The sequence below is a fragment of the Neobacillus drentensis genome (assembly GCF_036965245.1).
Classification (GTDB): Bacteria; Bacillota; Bacilli; order Bacillales; family Cytobacillaceae; genus Neobacillus; species Neobacillus drentensis_G.
This window is the reverse complement of record NZ_JBALPG010000009.1, coordinates 1-23,312: the sequence shown is the minus strand read 5'-3', so window position 1 is coordinate 23,312 and position 23,312 is coordinate 1. Positions and strand designations below refer to the sequence as shown.

The 23,312-nt window shown below is 39.0% G+C and carries 14 protein-coding genes and 1 pseudogene; 1 reads left to right on the top strand and 14 read right to left on the bottom strand.

The genetic code is table 11. The annotated features are described in order from the left end of the window. The 3 genes from V7150_RS02355 to V7150_RS02345 form a co-directional block, all read right to left on the bottom strand. Entirely contained in the window at nt 1-4,323 is a 4,323-nt protein-coding gene (locus V7150_RS02355; RefSeq protein ID WP_335513252.1) for a discoidin domain-containing protein, read from the bottom strand. A 1,233-nt stretch (nt 4,324-5,556) separates the two neighbouring features. Beyond that, nucleotides 5,557-6,723 carry a tagatose-6-phosphate ketose isomerase gene (gene agaS / locus V7150_RS02350; protein ID WP_335513251.1) on the bottom strand — a complete coding sequence of 389 codons (1,167 nt, stop codon included), beginning with the start codon at nt 6,721-6,723 and terminating at the stop codon, nt 5,557-5,559. Between the two features lie 60 nt (nt 6,724-6,783). Then, nucleotides 6,784-7,683, bottom strand: a complete 900-nt coding sequence (locus V7150_RS02345; RefSeq protein ID WP_335513250.1) for an ROK family protein — start codon at nt 7,681-7,683, stop codon at nt 6,784-6,786. Between the two features lie 607 nt (nt 7,684-8,290). Between V7150_RS02345 and V7150_RS02340 the strand changes: the two are divergent. Then, nucleotides 8,291-8,480: pseudogene (locus V7150_RS02340) on the top strand (helix-turn-helix domain-containing protein); the annotation flags it as partial. Between the two features lie 72 nt (nt 8,481-8,552). Here V7150_RS02340 and lacD read toward each other — a convergent pair. The 11 genes from lacD to V7150_RS02285 all read right to left on the bottom strand — a co-directional run bounded on the left by lacD (nt 8,553) and on the right by V7150_RS02285 (nt 23,197). Further along, nucleotides 8,553-9,542, bottom strand: coding sequence for a tagatose-bisphosphate aldolase (gene lacD, locus V7150_RS02335; protein ID WP_335513248.1), 990 nt, complete (start codon nt 9,540-9,542; stop codon nt 8,553-8,555). A 62-nt stretch (nt 9,543-9,604) separates the two neighbouring features. Then, nucleotides 9,605-10,540, bottom strand: a complete 936-nt coding sequence (gene lacC, locus V7150_RS02330) for a tagatose-6-phosphate kinase (RefSeq protein ID WP_335513246.1) — start codon at nt 10,538-10,540, stop codon at nt 9,605-9,607. Beyond that, a complete protein-coding gene (gene nagA / locus V7150_RS02325) occupies nt 10,537-11,715 on the bottom strand; it encodes an N-acetylglucosamine-6-phosphate deacetylase (protein ID WP_335513244.1) in 1,179 nt (392 codons plus the stop codon). The genes lacC and nagA overlap by 4 nt, the downstream gene beginning before the upstream one ends. Before the next feature lie 51 nt (nt 11,716-11,766). Further along, nucleotides 11,767-12,933, bottom strand: a complete 1,167-nt coding sequence (locus V7150_RS02320; RefSeq protein WP_335513242.1) for an SIS domain-containing protein — start codon at nt 12,931-12,933, stop codon at nt 11,767-11,769. A gap of 572 nt (nt 12,934-13,505) precedes the next feature. Then, entirely contained in the window at nt 13,506-13,928 is a 423-nt protein-coding gene (gene agaF / locus V7150_RS02315) for a PTS galactosamine/N-acetylgalactosamine transporter subunit IIA (RefSeq protein WP_335513240.1), read from the bottom strand. Nucleotides 13,929-13,956: 28 nt separating this feature from the next. Beyond that, nucleotides 13,957-14,826: a PTS system mannose/fructose/sorbose family transporter subunit IID gene (locus tag V7150_RS02310; protein ID WP_335513238.1), complete on the bottom strand. Its 870-nt coding sequence runs from the start codon at nt 14,824-14,826 to the stop codon at nt 13,957-13,959. Continuing rightward, the gene (agaW, locus tag V7150_RS02305) at nt 14,816-15,589 is read right to left on the bottom strand and encodes a PTS N-acetylgalactosamine transporter subunit IIC (protein ID WP_335513236.1); all 774 of its coding nucleotides are present in this window, start codon (nt 15,587-15,589) and stop codon (nt 14,816-14,818) included. The genes V7150_RS02310 and agaW overlap by 11 nt, the downstream gene beginning before the upstream one ends. Nucleotides 15,590-15,605: 16 nt before the next feature. Continuing rightward, nucleotides 15,606-16,079 carry a PTS N-acetylgalactosamine transporter subunit IIB gene (agaV, locus tag V7150_RS02300; protein ID WP_335513234.1) on the bottom strand — a complete coding sequence of 158 codons (474 nt, stop codon included), beginning with the start codon at nt 16,077-16,079 and terminating at the stop codon, nt 15,606-15,608. Nucleotides 16,080-16,296: 217 nt separating this feature from the next. After that, the gene (locus V7150_RS02295) at nt 16,297-17,022 is read right to left on the bottom strand and encodes a GntR family transcriptional regulator (RefSeq protein ID WP_335513232.1); all 726 of its coding nucleotides are present in this window, start codon (nt 17,020-17,022) and stop codon (nt 16,297-16,299) included. A 322-nt stretch (nt 17,023-17,344) separates the two neighbouring features. Next, on the bottom strand, nt 17,345-21,766 hold the full coding sequence (locus V7150_RS02290; RefSeq protein ID WP_335513231.1) for a discoidin domain-containing protein: 4,422 nt from the start codon (nt 21,764-21,766) through the stop codon (nt 17,345-17,347). Nucleotides 21,767-22,465: 699 nt separating this feature from the next. Then, the gene (locus tag V7150_RS02285) at nt 22,466-23,197 is read right to left on the bottom strand and encodes a GntR family transcriptional regulator (RefSeq protein WP_335513229.1); all 732 of its coding nucleotides are present in this window, start codon (nt 23,195-23,197) and stop codon (nt 22,466-22,468) included. Nucleotides 23,198-23,312 lie beyond the last annotated feature (115 nt).

Below are 23,312 nucleotides of genomic sequence, written 5' to 3'. Positions count from 1 at the left end.
TTATTGACTCTTTGCTTTTAACCTCGATAAAATATCCTCAAAGTTTTGAGTGAAATCAGAAACAACTTCATCTATTTCAAGTTGTGATGAATTTGGATTATTATACACATTTACTATTTTTTCCTTTAAAGCATTAAACCCTGAGCTTTCCAAACTTTTCTTTGAATAGAGCTTATCATCAAAAAGACTAATTTCTTCGTAAGCAACCGCTAATTTGGAAAAATCAGAAACTCCTTCCATTTTCTTATACAATTTTATTTCAGCAGCTGATGCAAATGTATTAGCTGGATTACCATAAGTTTCAGTGATGAACAGCCTGTAAAACTTGGCTTCAACCGCTTCATCGAACTCAATCAAAGTGGTTCCGCCATTCTCCATTTCTCCAGATTTCACTGTTTTCCAGCTGTCATCCTCATTCGTATTAGACACTTGTAATTCGTACTTTTTCACGTTGCCGTTCCCGTTTCTGCTTACATACTCAAAAGCTCCAACAGGTTCAACCTCCGGCATTTCAATTGTTAACCAATGAGGTGCTGTAGGCATTGCTCCATTATATTGCGTGTGCCACCATGTAGAACTCTTTCCGTCTAATACATTCTCTGCTGGTCCTTCATTTACCCCTGCTTGTTTTTCTTCTGAATCTGCATATGCCTTATATCCTGTTCTGTCTAATTCCTTATATCCTGGTCTTAAATTCAGATCTTCATAGGATTTTTCTGCCTCGTCATATGCTACTGCTTCATTTTTAATTTCTACGTCTGCAACCTGCAGATTCGTTTTTTTACTACCGATCGTGATTTTTCCTTTTGGCAATGCAAATATATCTTTTACGTATTTTGATGACATGAGTTCTCCATCTAAATAGAGCTTAATCATCCCATTTGCTTCTCTAACGGCCTTCACATCGTGCAGGTTTCCATCGTTAACTTTCCCTTTAACCTTTTCAATAGTAGTGGTTGGTTTGTATTTCTTTGTTCCAAAAGTTCCAGTTGCCTTTTCAGCAACAGTCGTTACAGTCTTCTTTGAATTGACAACATCGTCTCCAACAGTAAAGTTGAGATATCCATTTTCGTCAATCGAGATGGAATGTGCACCTTCCTGGTTTAAAATTAACTGGTTATTACCTGTAGATCTAAACTTAAATGAAATGGAAAAGTCTTCTGTTCCAACTAATGGTATTTGGTTAGTAAATTTATATTCTTTATTTTCTATACTGTACAAGTCAATATTTGGCTCCTTAAAATGCACAGCCTTTAATTTTTCTCCATCAACATCAGTATTCTTAAACAGCTTTGCCGCATATCCATTTGTATATCCAAGGAATTCCTTTTTTGTGATAGTAGGAGTGCCCCAGATGTTTTCAACGTTGATTTCTACTTTGTTTTTCTTTGCAATCTTTTTAGAAGTGGTAAGCTCAACTGTTCTATAATCCTCTAAAATAGTAGCATCTGCCGGCTCCCCATTTACTGTAATGTTTGGATTTTGAATTCTCTGATCAAATTTTACTTTTACAGTATTCTCTTCTGTGTTTTTCACAGAAATCACCTTTGCAGGCGCCTTCTCCTTGCTAGTAAACTGGTAAATTCTTGACTCATGAGGGGCTAATGTCACCGTCAACGTATCCCCATAGCTCATATCCTTCACTTTTGATTCATCAACTCTTGGTAATATCTGGACCATTTTTGCATTTTTTAAGTCAGTTGGAACGCCTACTGTGTTATCTAATGTTAGCGTATAGCTTTGTTCTTTATTGCCGGCATTTCGAAATGAAACAATTCCTTCGCCATTGTTCCAAGCTGAATAGCCATAAACTCCACCTTGATCTGGCCGCTTCCCAAATAGTTTTGCTTTTTCAAGAGTCTTCGAATTGCTCTCAGCCCACTCCAATACATCAGCAGTAATTCTCCACTTGGCATCATTCATCATACTCGGTGAAAAATACAATTCCCAGAATGCCGTTCCTCTTGTCGCATTGATCATCAGATAATTTCTAAAATCATCATCTGTAAATTCAATCCCTGCGGAAACCCCGTAAATCGGATCATGATTATATACATTTTTCAATGGGAACTGCAGATCATTTTTCTTGAAAATGTTAAAGTAAACGTTGTCTCTGTATGACATCATTTGTTCTGCCTGAGTACCGCCGTAGGTACTCAAAAATCCATTGTCCCCAGAGTCTTGAATCCAAATCGTATTTGCCCACTGCAGCAGCCACGGACTTGGGTTTACATAGCAGGTAAGGTTTAAAAATAGACCTCTGCCTTTATCTTCCCTTTCCTGTCTCATAGCTTCAAATGTATCAACCCATGTTTCCCAAAGGTCTGATGTATAATACATATTGCGGTCTCCGCCAACCATGTGACCATTGTCTTGGTCGGTTGAAGGTCTCACTGCAAATCCATCCAGCTTCCAATATTCAATATCAAATCTGTTTTGATAATCAAGGAAGAGCTTTGTAAGATTGTTTACATATGTCTTGGAGCCCACGTCTACGCTTTTCCAATAATCATTGGTCACATGGCCTGTGCCATTCTTTTCAAGAAATTCGGCAAACCCGCCAAAGTAATTGTAGCCGCCTTGAGGGCCAAGCCACAGTCCAAACGTTGAACCAAAATTCTTTGCCATATCACTGGCCGGATATAATTCATTAGGGAATTTGTTGTTGAATTCCCAGAATCCTGTTTTGTTATCATATGGCGCTTTCGTTTCCTGTCCAGCGGAGTTAACAGTTTCATAGGCATTCCAGCCATCATCCACAACATAGGAATCCAAAGGCTCTACTCCATTTTTGCTCAGCTCTTTTTCCGTTCCATAGAACGAATTAGCAATACTCTCATCCGTAATATCCATCATGTTGTCATACCAGGAATTGTACTGCTTTCTGAATTCTGTCTTTGTAGCGATATCATCAATATAGGCAAATAAATCCGTTTGAACGACGTCTTTATCCGTACCGGCGGCTGCACCCATAACGCTGTTCCAAGTAGTAAAACTTCCATCCGAATTGAGCTGTTTATCTTCTGCCAGCTTATTGAAATCTTTGCCTGAGTAATACCTCACTTGCATCGTGTTATTTACTACATCAGTGTCAGATGCAGGAAATTCCGATCCAAAGAACATACCATTTGCAAAAATTGGCTGTCCCAAAACCAGTTCATTTTTACCAATCCACATGGAGGAAATATCCTTTAGCGGCGGGTGATGGAAAAGTCCTTCAACCTGATCAGGCAATACGAAATTATCCACATCGATATAGTCGATAGCAACATCTTTATTTGACGATAATATTTCCATATTACTTCTTAAATATGGAGCATCATTCTCCACAAATACATTGTACTTAATGGTCCATACGGAGTTATATTTTTTATAATCCTCAAACACAAATTGAACCCGTTTCCCGGTTTTGTATTCTTCTTCCTTTACTTGTTTAATTGTTAAATCACTTGCTTTAATTGCTCTTTTTTCAATGTCATCCTGTGGATTGCTTTTTAATGTATCCTCAAATAAGTATATTTCAGCTCCAGTAAATGAAGTATCATCAGATAATGCACCACTTAATTGAACAATCTTAACATATCTTGCTGTTTTGGCCTCTATTAAATTTCCATAGACCATATCTCCAATATTGTAGAGATTATCTACTTTATGTAAGTTATAGTCTTTGGATGAAAATTCTCCAATGCCTGCATCTGTCCAATTTTCTCCGTCGCTGCTAACCTTAATTTCATATTTTCCTATTGTTCCATTGATCCCATATTTTTGGTCCTGGTATCCTGGTCTTTTTTGATAACCAAAAGATCCTATAGTTTTTTCTTCCTTTAAGTCAATAACTACTTCATAAGGCCATGCCTTATTTCCATCCCAAAAGTCCACAAAAGTGCTGTCATTGCCATCAAGCATTTTTGTTCCGTCTATAGATTTTCCAGCAGAATCGTAAACAGTTGCTGTCCAATTCTGTCTATCAATCTGAATTTTAGGTTTCTGTGCATCAGAAATTCCCGCATTTATATCTTTTGCGGGCTCTTCAGGTGTTTGACTCTCTGAGACCAAATTGATAGCGAAATCCTCCGAACCTTCTTTGGGAACTAAGTCCTTTCCAATTCTATTGTTAGAGACTACTTTTGTTTTCAACTTAGAATCGGATACATCAATAACTCTTTTGATAGAATTATTCCCAATTTCCACTTTGTCCTTCGCTATGTTTACAAAGCTTGACCCAGCCGCAGAAACTTTTGTTGAATTTGAGTTAATTACGGTTGGGAGCATAATGTTAACCATAAGTGCCATAGTTAAGAACATGGATAGCACCTTTTTCATATATTCTCCTCCAGTCAAAAGTAAGGTTGAACTAAATAAAGGTTTGGTGTTAGGGTTGATGGGTCAATCCTGACACCACGGTTTTAATAGGATTTTCCTGAGCATCCCTTAATACCTACTTACACTTACTATTAATCTCTTAAACTTTCTTTGTGGTAATACACCTGAACCTGAAGGTACGAGAAAAATTTTATTCCGTTATTCTCTTTCTTTTATTAGAAAGATATGCCACAACTAACCCCAAACTAGAAAAAAGCAGGCCGAGAAAAATCCAGTTAAACATAGATGTAGCACCCTTATAAAGCGTTTACATTTGTTACAACAGCTTGGGCAGCTGAGATCTTTTCTTTCAATGCTATTACACTTTCATCCGTATATTCATCCGGATTGATTACCTCTGCTTCCGCAATTTTTGCTTCTAATTCTGACTTATCTACTAAAACACCTAAATTCCTCCTTGTTCAATTGCATGGATTTCAATTCTAGAGCTGCCGACAACGACCTACACCTTTATCTAGAAATCAAAAGGACTCACCTCCCCAAATATTCTATTTTCATCTCTCCTCATTATTGGGAATATTTTTTATTTCAATATTTTCTAAAAATAGTTTTTTTACTTTTCCTAGTTCAAAATATTTCTGTCAATACTACGTCTCACTTGTCTAAAGGTCCACGTGTCCTTATTTAAAGCAGCATTCTCCCTTAGATATGTCTTTACTGAATTATCCACTTAGACACCCGGAGCTGTCTCTACATACGCATCAATGGTCTTTTAGATGGCAAACTGTTGTAGTTCCATATTCATTTTTATCTAGAGCACATATTAACGAAGTTGGCATGATGTTGAAACTTAATCGAAGTGACTTTTTATAAGATGGAACAGAGAGGTAACAAAAGCGGCTTTTCTTTTGGTGCATATTTCCCCTTTTAGGAATAACCAATCGGTAAAAATATGTAATATTAATAATTTAAATATAAACCAAACGGGTTGATGGGTCAACCCAATATTTATCTAGATTGGAATAAAACCCTTCGTCTACTTAGTTACAAAATTCTACCTGATTCTTCTCCTTTCTATTAAGCTTACAATAATTATTTCGCCCATAGAAAGAATGCAATCGGTACGAATTCCCTATTTTAGTAAAATCGGTAAAAAGGACCTAACCTACGTCATTACACAAAAAAAGGACCTCATCCTGAGGCCCAAAATATTTTCTAATCCTTTATGTCAATTTACTTATATTCATAGATGGTGACGCCTTTTACCACACGGTTAACTGTTCCTGTCGGTGAAGGGGTATCCGGTGTATTACCAACTTTTACGGAAGCTAACAGTGAGACCGTTTGGCCAATCATGACATACGGTAGTGCCAGATAGGCATCCGGTACAGCATGGGCATCACTGTCGAATAAGAAGGTGGTACCATCGTAGTTCGTTTCTCCGTCCACTGAGATCGCACATATGCCGTTTGCAATTCTATCTTGCTGCAATTCTTTTAATATATCCAAATCATATTGACGTGTATATGATTGGTTTGAAACAAACACAAACACCAACGATTTTTCATGTACAAATGATTTTGGACCGTGCCTAAAACCGAGGGATGAATCAAATGCAGTGACAATTTTGCCTGCGGTTAACTCTAATACTTTTAACTGTGCTTCTCTCGCCAAACCTTCTAAGCTTCCTGAGCCAAGATAAGTGATCCGTTCAAAATCGTAATCGATGATAGTTTGGATATCCTCTTCACGAAGAATGACACTTTCACCCATTTGGCGAATCGTTTGGACAATCGCCCATTTTTCTTCTACTAACAGCGGATCAAAAACGAGTAATGCCATTAGCGTCATACACGAATAACTTCCTGTCATGGCAAATCCTTGATCATTGGCTCTATCGGGCATTAACAACAAAAGATTGTTTTCATCTCCTTTTGCCCTTTTCGCTAACTCACCATCAATTGCACAGGTAATCGTTAGCTGATAGAAGTTCTTTACTAGTTGTTCAGCTACTTCTACGGCAGCCACACTTTCGGGGCTGTTGCCGCTTCGAGCAAATGAAACCAACAAAGTTGGGAAATCTGCTTTAAAAAATTCATAGGGATTAGACACCAAAGTGGTTGTTGGAACACTTAGCAATTCCCACTTTTTTTCATCCACTTTTCCTTTTAAATAAGGAGTGACCGTATCACCGACATAGGCAGAGGTTCCAGCACCTGTAAAAATGACACGGATTCGTTCATGTTGTTCAGCCAGTTTTTGCAAAAACGCTTGAATCTCTACTCGTTTCTTCGTATACAATGAATAGGTTTCATCCCATAAATCTGGTTGTTGCTTAATTTCTGCTGTTGTAATCGATGCACCTAAAGACACTAATTTTTCTTGACTAAAAGTAAACATATCTAACGCTCCTCTTCCTACTTCCCAACATTCCCTTTACAAACGAAAGCCAGTGATTCCTCATAACATACCTTCAAAAACCCGTAATCCTGCACCAACAACCCCATTTTTCTGCGCCAATGTACTGATACTCATCTGGCCTAAAAGATGTTGTTGTTCAGGAAGCTGATGTGATTTTAGCTTTTCTTTGATCAACTCAAGCAAAAAAGGATTATTTACGATGACACTGCCGCCGAAAACCATTTTGTGCGGATCCAATAAGCTAGAAATCGCATAAAGGCCTTGAGCTAAATGGTCGGTCACATCGTCAATAATTGGCTGATATTCCTGTTTCCCATTTAGATAACCCTCAAAGACTTCCTTGGTTGAAATGGTATCTACCTTCAATTCCTTTTCGGCTAATTTCTGGATACCCGGTCCGGCAGCAATTTTTTCTAACCGTTCATTGACTCCCTTCGAAAGGACGGGGATCAGACCAAGCTCCCCAGCAAATCCAGCTCCCCTGAAAAATGAACCATTATGAATGATCGAACAGGAGATTCCTGTACTGATTGTCACGTAGACAAAGGTCTCTGCCCTTTTTACCTGTGCCGCTTTCCATTCTGCAAAAGCCGCCATATAAACATCATTGTCAATCGTGATCCGCTCGATGCCAAATCGTTCCTGTAAACGGGCCGTAACGGGAAACTGTTTCCATGGCAAATTGTTTTGAAAAACAGCGACTCCCTTCTCACGATCCACTTTTCCTGGTACTCCAGCACCAATGCCCTCAATGTCACCGATTGAAACCGAGGATTTTCCGAGAACCTGTTCCACCGCTTCTACAACTCTCTCAAACATATTTTCCCGGTCTGAAGGATCACTTTTTACTTCCGTACGTTCAAGCAGTTCGCCCGTATCCGAGATGATTCCCGCTGCAATCTTCGTCCCGCCAATATCAATACCAATTGCCCTTTTCATTGTCCACACCTCAAAATTTGTATTTGAATCACAGAATCATTTTCCTTTTAAAAAAAACTGTAATGAAGAAACGTTCCGCTTCCTTATCTTTGCTTTATGGTCGTTAAGATGCCCTTTAAGCGACCGGGTCTGGTAGGCTTTATTGCGTTTTGATCGTTTAGAAGCCTTATAAGCGACCGGTCTGGTTGTTTTTCTTGCGCTTTAGGCGTTTAGAAGCCCTTTAAACGACTGCCCTCGATGATTTTTCAGCAATCCGGGCGTTTAGAAGTCCTATAAGCGACCGTACACGAGGTCTTTTCAGTAATTCAGTCGTTTTAGAAGCCTTATAAACCGGCCTCGATGATTTTCAGCAATTCGGGCGTTTAGAAGTCCTTTAAGCGACCCTTCTGGTAGTTTTGTTTGCGTTTTGGTCGTTTAGAAGCCTCATAAGCCACCGTCCACGAGGTTTTTTCACCTTAACAAGCTATTAAACTAATAGATAACAAGGCCGACATTCCTGCCAACAAAACTATCTTTTATCTTTTCATCCTCTTTCTTTACTATTTACGGGAAAAGTATACAAATGAAAAAGCGTTATCACAATAAACATCTTGTTTTGTTTTTTAGATATCTTGCCCAATCCTTCGAGAAATCCGTCGGTATTTTACCAATAGAATACTTAATATCCATGAAAGCATAATTTTGCTTGAAACTACCAACTACCCAATTTCAGATATCCCAACCATTACCTGCTTTTCTTCCCAGTCATTCTTTACACAATGACCAATCTATCTCCTTCACAATACCGAAATGCCTAGAACACGAAGAAAAGTAAAGCAAAAAAATAAGGAAGCGCGAGAACCTCCCCCACACTTCCTTACCTTGCTTCCTTACTCTGAGATTTTTTCAAACCACGAGCTTGCTGTCTCTTTCAAGACAATATTTAGTTCTTCGATATTTTTTTTGCCGGTATCTTGTAACCATGCACGTCCGGCTTGTTCCCCATTTTCGGCAAATGGAGCAACACCATTTTTCCATGTTGCCCGGCCGCAGAGAACACCGTTAAAGGTGGAGCCGGATTCTTTAGCAAACTTCAATGTTTCCTGGAATAATTCTGCACTAACGCCGGCGCTTAAGAAGATAAATGGCAGATCTGATGCTTCACTTTGCTCTTTGAAGTACGCAGCCGCTTCTTCCTTGCTATAGGCTGTTTCGCCTTCCGCGTATCCCTCTACAAATTTCATATCCACAGGAACTTCTACCTTCAAAACGTCCACCTTGTACTCTGGTTTGGAGAATTCTCTCATTGCCTCAATAACCTTATGCGGTTTCACTTTGGCGTACTCTAAACTCTTCACATCATCATTTTTGGCATCATATGACACAATCTCTAAGAAAAACGGAATGTCTTCTGCTGCACACTCAGAGCCGACCCGTTCCATATATACATGCTTATAGTCATTAATTTTTTCATCTTCATCCACATCATAGTACAGTAAAAATTTAACCGCATCTGCTCCAGCTTCCTTCAATCGTCTAACAGACCATTCCGGCAATAAATCAGGCAGACGGCCAACAGCGGTTGCATCATAGCCTGTTTTTTCATATGCCACCAATAATCCAGCTTCCGAATGGCGGGCTTTTGCAGCCGGCAAACCATATTCCGGATCCAATAGGATTGATGTCGCATATGGTGTTAACTCTTCTGAAACCAATTCTTTAAAGCGGATGATTCCCTCATCTCCGACAGAACTTGAACTTCCTGCTGCAATCATTTTCTTTAATGAACCGCGCTGATCAATCGCCAAAGCCCCGATAATCCCATTTTCATCTGATAAACGCTTAAGTGCCGCTACTTTATTTTTCGTTAATTCTAACATCGACATTCACCTCTATTAATCTATTTTCGTAACCTTATCTAGTTTGAAAAATTTGGTTTCAATTAATCTATTTTCGTAACCTCTACTAACTCAAAAAATTGGCCGAACTTAGCAGAATCAATATAACCTGTTCCTGTTTCCATCGTATTAAGCATACCTGTCGTCATGGCTGTTTTCAGAACGTCTGGAACTGACTGCTTTCGTTTTAAAGCAACTGCTAATCCGGCAACGGTGGCATCACCGGAGCCGACAGGGTTCACCACGTCAATCGAAGGAATGGTAACCCGATAATAATCCTTACCATGCTTAACAAAGGCACCATCCCCGCCCATCGAAACGACAACCCATTCAATTCCATGAAACCATTCATTGGTTAATACTTGTTTCAAACTACCTATGCTTTGTTCCACTTTTACACCTAGCAGCTGAGATAGCTCCGTGATATTCGGCTTAATTACAAATGGTTTTACCGGCTGTAACAAAACCTGTCGGAGCGGCTCCCCTGATGTATCAACAATCACAGGAATTCCCATCTCTCGGCCCATTTCGACCATCCCCCGATAAAACCCAGGCTCAAGCCCTTTTGGTAAACTACCTGAAATCGTTACAAGTGAAACACCAGTCAGTAATTCACGATATTTTTCCAAAAAAGCTGTCCCGTCTTCCGTTGAAAGTGTCGGTCCGGATTCTAAAATTTCCGTCTGCTTACCATCATGGAGAATGGCGATACAGTTTCTTGATTCTTGATTGATTTTAAAAAAATTATTTCCGATATCGCTTTTCGTCAATTCCTGAACAATGTAGTCGCCAATAGTTCCGCCGAGTACACCTGTCGCCAGGACATCTTCGCCCATCTGCTTGACAACGCGGGCCACATTTAAGCCTTTTCCACCGGCGGTTTTATAAACATTATTTACACGATTTACATCATCCAATTTGAATTCTTGAATCGGATAGGAAATATCCATGGATGGATTCATCGTGACAGTTAAAATCATCGCACTCCCTCTTTCCCAATCAAGTTTTCAGCTTGGTACCGGCAAACACCATCAAGATATGTCGCCGTTAATTCGAGCTCCGGCGTCAGTACGATAAAATCCGCATCATGGCTAATCGCAATCTTTCCGCATTCCCTATCCATACCAATACTGTTCGCAGGTGCTGTACTTGCCATATAGATGGCTTCCTCCGGGGTCGCGATCCCCCAAGCGACGGCATTTTTGACAGCATCTTTTAATTGCAAAATACTGCCCGCTAAACTTCCGCTTTCCAAACGAGCCGCTCCATTCTTCACTTCGACAGGGAATTCTCCGAGCTGATAGCGACCTTCCGGCATGCCGCCTGCCATCATGCAATCGGTCACCATCACAGTTTCCTTCCTGCCGCGGGCATTCATTAAAATATTTGCGGCAGCAGGATGAACGTGATGTCCGTCACAAATAATCTCGGCAAACACATTTGGCAGATTCATAGCTGCGCCCACCATTCCAGGCTCACGATGGTGCAGCCCGCTCATACCATTGAACGTATGAACAAAAATCGAAGCTCCCTTTTCAACCGCTTGTTTTGCCTCATCATACGTCGCGTCACTATGGGCCAGCGCTACCGTAACCTGATCGTTCACAGCATGCTCAATAAATTCCGCTGCCCCTTTTCTTTCCGGAGCAAGCGCAATTTTTTTAATAAAATGACCCGATTTCTTTTGCCATGTTTTCAGCATTTCGACCGAAGGGTCAGAAAAATAATTCGTGTTTTGGGCCCCTTTGTGTTTTTCTGTAAAAAATGGCCCTTCTAAAAAGATTCCTTTTATTTTGGCACCCTTCACCTTCGAATAATTTTCTCCAATCATCGCCACCACATCGTTTAACCATTCGGCCGAAGAGGTTAACGTAGTGGGTAAAAACGACGTCACGCCACATGAAAGCAGCCCCTCGGAAATTGCCATCAATCCTTCTAAATCATTGTCCATGACATCATGATTTTTAAAGCCATGAATGTGCGTATCGACTAAACCAGGAGCAATCCATTGTCCGGCATAATCGATTACCTCAGCCGTTTCATTTGGCAATGTCTCAAAAAAGGTACCAAATTTCCCGTCTTTTATTTCCAGATAACCAGGACCTGAAACCCCATCCTCAAGAAAAAACTTGTCTGCGTAAACAAATAGTTCCATAATCTGCACCTCTGTTTAGAAAAGAGAAATGAACATCCCTTTCCCACTGAATTACTTGTATTCGTGGATCGTTACACCTTTTACAACACGATTGACCGTTCCGCTTGGTGAAGGAGTATCCGGTGTATTCCCCACTTTAATCGAAGCGAGTAGAGCGAGCGTTTGTCCGACCATGACGTACGGCAGCGACAGGTAGGCATCCGGCACTGCGCGTGCATCGCTGTCAAATAAAAATGTATCACCGGCATAATTCGTGTCTCCATCGACTGCAATGGCACAAATATAGCTGGCGATGTTATCCTGTCTCAATTCATTTAACATATCAAGATCGTAACGGCGTGTATACGGTTGGTTGGAAACAAACACAAATACGACAGCTTTTTCATTCACAAATGATTTAGGACCGTGGCGGAATCCGAGTGATGAGTCAAAAGAAGTGGCAATTTTTCCGGCAGTTAACTCCAATATTTTTAATTGCGCTTCTCTCGCCAAGCCCTCAAAGCCTCCTGAACCAAGATAAATGATCCGTTCAAAGTCGGTAGTAATCATTTTTTCAATATCAGCTGCTCTGCTAATGACACTTTCACCCATTCGTTGAATCGTTTCGACAATATTCAATTTTTCTTCAATTGGCAGCGAATCAAAAATGAGCAGTGCGGTTAAAGCCATACATGTGTAGCTTCCCGTCATCGCAAAACCTTGGTCATTGGACCTTTCAGGCATCAATAATAAGAGATTGCTCTCATCCCCTTGTGCCCGTTGTGCCAACTTCCCATTCTTAGAGCAGGTGATCGTAATCTGGTAGAGATCCGTTACCACTTGTTCCGCTAATTCAACTGTCGTAACGCTTTCCGGACTGTTCCCGCTTCTAGCAAATGAAATTAATAATGTCGGGATGTCTGCTTTTAAAAATTGGTAAGGGTTTGACACGATTGCTGTTGTTGGAACACTCATCAAGTCCCACTGTTTTTCATCGACTTTTTCCTTTAAGTAGGGGGTAACGGTGTCACCAACATAGGCGGAGGTTCCAGCTCCTGTAAAAATAACCCGTACTCGTTCATGCTTTTCTGTCAAGTTCTGCAAAAACGCTTCAACCTGCTGACTCTTCTCCTTATACAATACAAGTGTTTCGCCCCATAATTCAGGCTGTTGTTTAATTTCCGCTGTTGTAATCGATGCCCCTAACGACATTAATTTTTCCTGACTTACTGTAAACAAATGTAACACTCCTCTTATTTTTTTGGGTGTTCTCCTAAAATAGTTGATTTAACTACGTTTAAACTCTTAAAAAATCATAATATAGTTTAAAATCACAACATATATGCAAGCTATCAGTGATTTTTGCTAGTATATCAGCGAATTTAATCACTTTATTAGCTAATTTTCCCAGTCTATCGGTAAATCAATAAAAACAAGTCTGATTTTTAATTCTGTTCGAATGCCCGTAATCCGGTATCAACAACATTCAAGTCGTTCAATTTTCCTTATATTTTCTAACATTGGGTTGTTGGTACAAGTTGGCCTGAAGAAAAATTCATAGAAACTAGACTATGGGAATAATAGTTTGATTGTTGTAAGCAACTCTATTATATCACCCTAACTTGTAGGGTCAACCCAACATAGAAAAACATTTAATGCGGCCGAATCCTTCCGCATTAAATGTTTTTAATATTCAGGGGAAGAAGATCGACACCCTAGCCACCCTTACAATATTCAGTTGTAACCCCGTTCTAACAGATTCCTTAACGGGGCGTGGCAGGCACCAATTGTTCTACCCTTAATCACTTTCATTAAATGCCCGCCCCTTGGGATTTTGGACGCTCCGTTTTTTGAAAACCTTTAATAGCTTGTTTACCAGTATTGATTGCTAAATCTCTTAAACCATAAATCTGAAGTCCATCCTTTAATAGAGCAGTTTCGATGACCATAGCAAGATTTGTTCCGCCAACCACAGCAGAATTTTCCTTCCCATTCGTAAGCGAAACGGCCGTCTTAAACGGAGAACCGCCAACTAAATCACATAAGACTAAGATAGATTCACATTCTTGTAATCTTGCAAAAGCCTCAAGCAGCTTTTTCTCAAGGTCGCCTGTTGAATCGGTTTCAAGAAAATCCACGTATTCCACATTGGGTTGATCTCCAGCGATTAGTTTTACAGAAGATTGAAGACCCGTTGCAAACGATCCATGACCGCTAATGATCAAACCGTTCATTTTAAAATGCCTCCTAACATGCTAAAAATTATAAAATGGTTCCAAAAGGAAATGGAATTTTACCAATAATACCGACGATAACGGTAATGATAATTAGCTTAACTGGAGAAAGTCCCTTTTTTAATAGGTAGTACATTAATAAGGTATAGGCTAAAGGCAATAGATTTGGCATGACTTTATCAAGTAAATCCTTTTGCAGGGCAATTTTTGCCTGACCAGCATGGATCACTAAATTTGTTTCTAGCTTTACGAATGAGGCAATCAATGCGCCGACAACTGTTAATCCTACAATCGATGCAGCATGTGCTACTTTTTTAGTATTTTCCTTTAGAGAACTGATTGCATTTGTTCCGACATTATAACCGTAATGCATTAATCCAAATCTAAGCCCAAAATGAACTACGTTAAAGATTAATAAGAATATCACTGCCCCCATAGGGTTTCCATCTTGCCCAAGCGAGGCACCTATACCAACGCAAATAGGAAGGAGGGTCAGCCAGAAAAGAGCATCACCAATTCCGCCAAGTGGTCCCATCATGGCTACTCGAATGGCTCTAATCGTATTTCGGTTTTGTTTCTTTTCCTCCATTGCGAGGACAATCCCCATAATAATGTTTACAAGGAATGGATGCGTGTTGAAAAATTCCATATGACTTTTCATTGATTCACTTAAATCGTGCTTGTTTTTGTGAATCTTTTTCAAACCTGGCAAGATCGAATATAACCATCCTGCGGCCTGCATTCTTTCATAGTTAAATGACGCTTGTAGTAATAGAGATCGCCACACCATCTTATTTAAATCTTTTTTAGTTATGACCTGATTTGTGGCACCATCTTGATAATAATCCGGACTGCTCGTATGGTTGATTGTCGTTTCTACTGCTTGTTTAGATTCCACGTTTTGGAACCCCCCTTACTGATCCATCACCAGTAGTTGCTTTGAAGTAATCGTAAAGCGCGATGGCGATCCCAATTAAAGCAACAGCAATGACTGGCATGTTCATATATGTGACTAAAATAAATCCGACGATTAAAAAGGCAACATATTGTTTTTTCAACATAATCTTTAACAGCATCGCAAAACCAATTGCGGCCATCATTCCACCGGCAACACCAAGGCCGCTAATAAGCCATTTTGGTAAAGTCTCTACGACCCCTTTGGCAGCATCTGCTCCAAAATAAATTGGTAAAAAAGCAATAACAAAATAGAATACAAATAATGTAAGAATTCCTAAATAATTAATTCGTTCAATTCCCTTTGTATTCGCCTCTTGTGCATATTGATCAGCTTTATGCATAACCGGCGAAAAAGCAGTAAACATAAGTGTGATACACGCCTGAACAGCAACTGCAAACGGAACAGCAATACCGATTGCCACTTGTGGCTCTTGTCCTGTCAGAATCGCAAACGACGTTCCGATTATACCCCCAATAACAACGTTTGGCGGCTGTGCCCCAGCGAGCGGCACCATACCTGCCCACACTAACTCAATGGCAGCACCTGTCATAACTCCTGTTTTTAAATCCCCAAAAATTAAGCCAATAATGACACCGGTTACAATTGGCCGGTGAATGTGGAACAACCCGTTAAACAGGTCTATTCCTGCAATTCCAGCCCAAATGGCAACTAATAAGGCTTGAAGCAGCATATGATTATCCATTCATTCTCACTTCTTTCTATAAGTGTTTTAAAATATCATCTGGTCTTTCATCCGGAACGCGGCGTACTTCGAGGTTCACTCCTAAGTCACGCAGCTTCCTAAGGGCTCTTTTATCATCTTCATCTACGGAAACGGTAGAAAATAATTGCGTTTTTCCTTGGGAAAAATGCATATTCCCAATATTTACTTTTTCAATTGGCACGCCGCCTTCGACAAGTCGCAATACATCTTGTGGTGTTTTCACAACTAAAAAGATATACTGATCATCCGCTGCATTGTGGATCACATCAATGGTAGTCTGGATTGAGAAAAAGCGAATTCCGATTGAACCAGGAACAACCATTTCCATTAAATCCTGTTGTACCTCATCTTCAGACACTTCATCATTTGCGACTACAATTAAATTAGCACCTAAATGATTAACCCATGTAACCCCTACTTGACCATGAACTAATCGGTTGTCGATTCTTGTTAGCAAAATATTCGGCATGATATTACCCCCTAGTAAAATAATTGATGGAATGGATATATTTTAACTCCTTAACAACCCGGTTTACCCTTCCAAATGGTGATAGGTTATCTGGAGCTATTCCCAAATTAATGAGATTGAATAATCTAAAAAGCTGACCATAAAGCAAAAAGTTCAAGACACGGCCAACACGACATAATTACGTAGGCACGTCATTACCAGTTAAGGTGCACCTAGATTAATTTTCTAGGCGAACATGGTATTTAAACTTATCGCCCCTCGCGATGGTATTCGTATACTCAATCACTCGGTCTACCCCATGTGTTAATCGTTCAATACGTAAAGAAGGCAGTGATGGATGCATCTTTAGCAGCTTTGCCTCTTTCTCAGCTGTCATTACTGGCATAAATAACTCCTCTGCCAATGTAATTTCTGTTTGAAAACGATTTCTGAAAATCTCGTATAATGCTGTATGTTCCAGGTCTTCCTTTGTTATACCCGGGAATAAATCATAGGGTACAAAAGAAGTTTCAAGCATCATTGGTATATCATCAGCAATCCGCAATCTCGAAAAACAGTATACCTTACTGCCCTCAGCAATTAAAAGCTTATTGCTAATCTTTCGATCGGCCTCAAGAACATCAAACGATAGAACCTTTGAGATAGGAACTTTACCCAACTTTTTCATCTCTTCTGTAAAGGAATAAAATTTGACCAGTTCTTGACTAACTTTTTTCGGTGAGACAAAAGTACCTTTTCCATGCACTTTATAGATATATCCGTCTTTCTCGAGCTCGTTTATCGCTTGACGAACGGTTGTCCGAGATAAATCGTACTGTTGACATATTTCCCTCTCAGACGGTAATTGCCCATTTTCTCCTATTTCATCTTCCATTTTATTAACTAAAATATCCATTAACTGCAGATAAAGTGGAATTCTGCTAGTCTTATCAATACGAATCAATGTCTCACCTCCATAGTTGCATGTGGTAGTGTGGTCATTACCAGTATACTTCCCTTGCAACCCTTTGTAAAGGTTTTCAACAAAATATTTTAGGAATATTTTATGCATTGGAGGAAATGATGGTATTCATTGACGCTTAGAACTAGAGAGAGAATGGTATTTCAATATGGGGTATGAAGGTGTAATGCTTAATCTCAAGCCCAAAGAAAAGTATAAAGTTGAAGTTTAGGATGAAAAGGAAGCATAACCACATTGGTCTGCTTCCCTTTTTCTGTTTCTTCTGTGTATTCTTCTTTCTTAATAGCCTGCTAGTTTTTTAGTTCTAATTTTCTACATAAGCAGGATTCTTTGCAAAAAATTCAACCTCTGCAACAGACAACATAAGAGGTCCACTATGTGATTCCTCAAAGATGATCGTTATCTTTGTAAATTTAGTACCAGACGGTATAGCAGCTTCCGCAAGATTGAATGTAACCGATTTATCGTTAACTGCAACATCTTTTGCACCTAAATCATATCCAATTCCAGCTTCAGTATATGCTTTGGCACGTAGTTTTTTTATTTTGCCGTTTGTATATTGCGGGCGATTATAAACAATAAATTTAGTCAATTCTTGTGGCTTATTAAAGTTAAAATCAACGGTTAACGGTAGTGAAATTCCATCTTGTTCAGTGAGACTCCATTTCAATTCCGCCAATGAACTTTCACTTATCTCACCGTCAATCAGCTTGTCAAAAGCTGCTGCACCGCCTTGCATCTTTGCTCCATCACCAGTAACCGCCATATCTTTATTCGATAATTGCAGTTCCTTTGGCTCTTGTGGTTGTGGTTCTTGGCCAGGCTTTAATACCTCTCCTATTTTATCAATTGTGTCAAAAGCTGTATTAATCAATAATGATCTTGTTATCGGCATATCGAAATCAATGTCTTTCTTAGCCTTTAACTTAATCGTAGCTAATGTCTTCGTACCTTCTAATGTATTTTGTGTTCCCTTGTTAGAAAATGAAGCCATAATTCGTTGTTCAGCTTTTCCAATACCCGCAAGTGAGGAGTAATTTAACATATTGGCGGTTTCATTAGCAGGCGAAACAATATTTCCACCACAAGTCCCATCAGGTTTACACTCTTTTACTACTTCATATTTGTTCGGATCCAGCTTTAGCTCTAAGTTGAATGCATTGATATCCTTTAATCCTGCCCCTATTATTTCGACTGAAAATTCCTCTCCTGCTTTTAACTGCTGCTTACTAGGTCTAATATCCAATAATCCGGCAACTGGTCTGCCTGTTGCATGAAGTGGATTTTCACCCAATTGTGATGCTACATACATTAAATCGTAGCCATCAATTACACCATTGAAATTAATATCAACCTTTGATACCTGCCCCCACGCCGTATCCGTTTGATCAACACCCATATAGCTTGCAAAGAAGAGCAGGTCATCTTCATCAATGACTCCGTTCGGTATATTCTCACCTACAACGGTTCCTTCAGTTTTATCCTTTTTGTATGGCCTGAATTCCATTGCACTTCCAAAGCCACCTACAGAGTTTGTAATGGTCAACTTAATATATCTTGCAGTAATATTTTCCTGAAAATCAATGACTTTCGTTTCGTCATTTCTCTCAAATGTTCCATCAGTGATGACATTTTTATAAGTTTTTCCATCTAGACTTACGTCTAAATTATATTTTAATATCGTACCATTCCCTGCATTTGGTCTTGGAATATACTCAAGCTTATCTAATTCATAAGCTAACTTCATATCAATCTCAAAGGTATGTGGCAGTTTATTACCCTCCTCTCCCCATTTAGTATGCCACATTGTTTGATCCTTTCCATCGACAGCTAGAGATGCTTCTTCCCCTGGCTGTTCACTATCTGCTGTTGCCGTCATATCCTTAGGGACATTTCTGTATCGGTCAAGCTTCGTTCTTATTTTGATCTCATCACTCCAGCCTGAAGATCCTTTTGTATTCGTTGCTCTTATTCGATAAGAATACTCTGTATCAGACACTAATCCTGAATGAAGATAGAATGGTGCTTGCTCACTATCACTTGACTTAAACACATTTGTATGAACAATACCATCAATCATTAAATCATATGTTGTATTCGAACCATCGACCTTATCCCAATTTAATTTAATATTTCGATCTGTAATATTAGCGTCATCAGCCATTAGCCCTGATGGAATCGTTGGTACTTCTTTATCTACTACATCCTTCTTTTGAGTATTATCGAAGCCATCTACTGTAAAAGTTATTTTATTTTTCGTGATATCTGTTTTCCCAACATTAATATATAGCTTTGGTGATGTAATAATGTCAGTCTGTTCAAATGGTGAGCCTTTTGTAGAATATTTGTTCATGTTTGGCTGTTCATTATAGAAGTACACGTTTTCTGAGTTTTTATATTCCTCTTCATTCGTAACTTGTCTTAATGGAACATCTTTATTTCCAACCTTTACCGTTATATCCCTTGGGCTTACACGTGTATTAACAATCACTTCTGTGCCCCTGTTTTTAACCATACCTTCATAGCCTTTTCCTTTTGCGGTATTAACGGTTATAACAGCTTTTTCCTTGATTACCTTTGAAGTGACCTTCGTTCTTGTATTTTTCTTTTCCTTATACTCAACAGTTTTACCATCGTCTTCATATAGAGTAAACTCTGATTTTCCCGATGGATATACATCAAATATTCTATTTTCAGAACCATTTAATTCATTAATAGAATTGTTTTCTGGTGCCATTGGAATAATTGCGCCAGCCTTAACAAATACGGGAGCCTTCCATAGTGGAGCGCTAAAGTTATGAAGAACCGAACCACCCTGATATTGCTCACCTGTAAAATAATCGATCCAAACCTGATCTTTATCTGGAAGATAAATATCGTTCCTTACTTCATCAGTATTAGAGTTTCCATCATAAATTGGTGCCACTAATAGATTTGGCCCCCACATATATTGATATTGTGTTTCAGTCCCGTACGTATAAGGATCATTAGGATATTCTAACATCATCCCTCTAACCATTGGCATGGATTTTTCTGTTGATTCCTCAGCAATCGTGTAGATATAAGGCATCATTTGTGACTTTAATTTTAAATACATTCTATTAATCGATGCATAGGGTTCACCATAATTCCAAGGATTTTTAGACTTACTATAATCAGTACCACCCGATGCCCAGCCGTCCATATCGATTTGGATAGGAGTGAATGCTTTCCATTGGAAATCACGTGTCTGTACTTTTGGATCTCCGCCAAATATACCATCCATATCTGAGCCAACGTTTGGATTTCCTGATAGCCCCGAGCCAATGTAAGTAGGAATATGCATTCTTATGTACTCCCAATTACCACCATACTGGTCGCCTGACCATAATGTAGCATAACGCTGAGTACCAGCCCATCCATCTAGTGAAATAACAAATGGACGTGCACCACCTGAATTATCTTCTTTTTGAATCCCTTCTGCCGCTTGGCGTGTTGCATTTAAGGCCATGGAATATCCTTGCCCAACCCATGCAACATCAGTCTTTATTGCTCTTACACCAGCTTTAACTTCCCCGTCAAGGTCTCTGCGTAAAGGGCTATCTACAGGTAAACTTGGGTCTGGATAGAGATTGCTTTGTGTCCATAAGCCTACCTCTACTTTTTGATCATTTGCTTTATCAACAAATTGCTCCAAATTACCCAGTCCGCCATACCCGCATCCATAACCGTCATTTGGTAAAAACCATCCTAAAGGCATATCGTTATCTACATATTGATTTAAAGTATTTATTCCATTCGTTAAGAGTGTTCGTTGGTCCTTATGACCATTATGAGTTCCATTAAAACAGTCAGCATGCCCTAAATAGAAACCGTATTTTGGCATTAGGGCCGGTTTCCCCGTTAATTCTGTATATTCGTTAATGATTTTTGGAATTGAATTATCTACAAAATAATAAGCGTCAAATCTGTCTTCATTGTGAGTAAAGGCAGCCGTTTTTGTAAAATCATAATTTCCTGGCTTAAAGGTATTTCGCATGACTCCGTAGCCTTCAGTGCTTAAATAGAAAGGGACTGGGCTTGATGCAGCTCCTGCATCCCAACCTCCCCCGATTGCAATTTTTATGGAGTTATTCTTATGGGCATAAAACCCATTCTGTTGACCTCCACCATAAAAATATTCCTTTTCTTTTGTATCAAGGGTTTGAACTGTACCTCCGTTTGAATGTTTTAGCGGTTCACTTTCACTCCAAAGAATCTTTGATCTTTTTTTATCGTACAGGCTCATCTTTGAAGTAGTTTTATCTACTCTTAATTCTAAAGCATCAGTAGATATTTTATAGACATTGTTATCACTTTCATCGACGTTAATGTCAATTTCTCCATATTCCTTTTTGTAATCGCTAACATTTTTGTCGATAATTTTTGTCACATGCTCAGGTTCGTTAGGAGTTGGATATTCTTCAAAAATACCCTCTGGGTCCAAATGGAGTCGAAAAACATTATTTTTTAGGAAGTTAATTTTTATTTTTTCTCCTGTTTCTAAGTCAAAGTACACGTTATTACTTTCTTTCGTAATCTTAGTTACTTTTCCTATAGTCTTATAGGTTTGATTGGTAGAAACATTATTAATTGAGTACTCCTTTTCAGTTACAGCAGCAGATGCTGTTGGAAGCATAGAAAGCAACATACCCGCTGATAAGCACAAGCTTACCAGTTTTTTTAATCTAGCTTGACGTCTTAGCATATTCTACCTCCGAATGTAATAATGGTTTTCTGAAAATGAATTTCCGATTGTCTTTACCTCTTCGTATGGATGATTGGCTTATACAATTCCTAGTGAATCCAATTGGAAGAAAAGAAAGACAGCCCCCTTAAAAACTCTAAAACTTGCAATTTATCCTACTCATGGATACTTTATCTCCACCACCCCTTCTATATTTTTTATATATTTATATATCTAAATATATAAGCGTATTTAAGTAAGACCTTTATAGAGCTTTATTTTGTAGTATTTGTATATGAAAAATGAAATTTGGTATTTAGCAGATCACGTAAAATCTATGTTGATGTGGAATTTGCAATTGCAAATTGATCGTTGATGAATGATGAGTGGTTATGTTGTCATTACCAGTTTAGTGCTTCGTTGCCCTTTTTATTTTAATATTAGTTCCATCCCCTCCTACCTTTTAGTCTTAATTTAAGCAATTTTCTTACAGAATCAATATATAACGAATTGGGTTGATGGGTCAACCCAGTTACATAAATATCCTACAAAAGTAATAATTCCCTTTCGAATAGAGAAAACAATTGTATAAATATCCTACAAAAGTAATACTTGTCTATCAGCTAGAGAAAAAACCTTAGATAAAAAAAAGAACCGCTTAGGTTCGTTTTATGGTAGAACATTTCGAGTCTAATCATTTTGAATGACTCTAGAAAAAGTTTACGTTAGTTCTGTGTAAAAGCGGCAGCGATCGCCTCGGACAATGGATCGACAAAATTCAACTGGCACACCATTGACATCATAGGCTGTTCGTTCAAGCAACAGTGCCGGAAGACCTTCTTCCGTTTGTAAATATTCACTTTCTTCAGAACGGATCAGAACTGGTTCAAACGCCTCTTTAGCTCTAGTTACCACGATATTATATTCTTGTGTAAATAAATCATATAATGATATTTCCCCAACCTTTTTTAGCTGTTCCATATTCGAAATCAAGTTTTTCGGAATAAAAGACGATTCCAAAATATAAGGCTCATTGTTGGCACAACGAAGGCGTTTCATTTCAATGACATTCTCATCTTCACCAAGCTGCAACGCTTCTCGGATTTTTGAAGTTGGTTTAGCTTCCTCAATTTTTAAAATGATATCTTTAGGGTTCATTCCCTTTTCTTTTAATACTTTGCTAAAGCTGTAAAACCCCATCAATGATTGCTGCAATTTTGGTTTTGCCACAAATGTACCTTTTCCTTGAATTCGGTAAAGGATCCCATCCTGAACTAGCTCCTCAATTGCCTTTTTAGCAGTGTTCCGGCTCACACTGAACTGATCCATCAATTGATTTTCCGATGGGATTTTATCACCAGGTGTCCAATTTCCCTTTTCAATAGAATCCTTAAGCCTTTCCATTAATTGATGATAAAGTGGGATCACACTTTCAGGCTGCAGTGGTTTCATATAATAATCCTACCTTTCAAGCATACTTACATTCTTTTAACAAATTATATCACCGCCTATTGTAGTGTCAACCCAACAAGTAAGCAGTGGGGACGGTTCTTGTGCTTCCGATGGA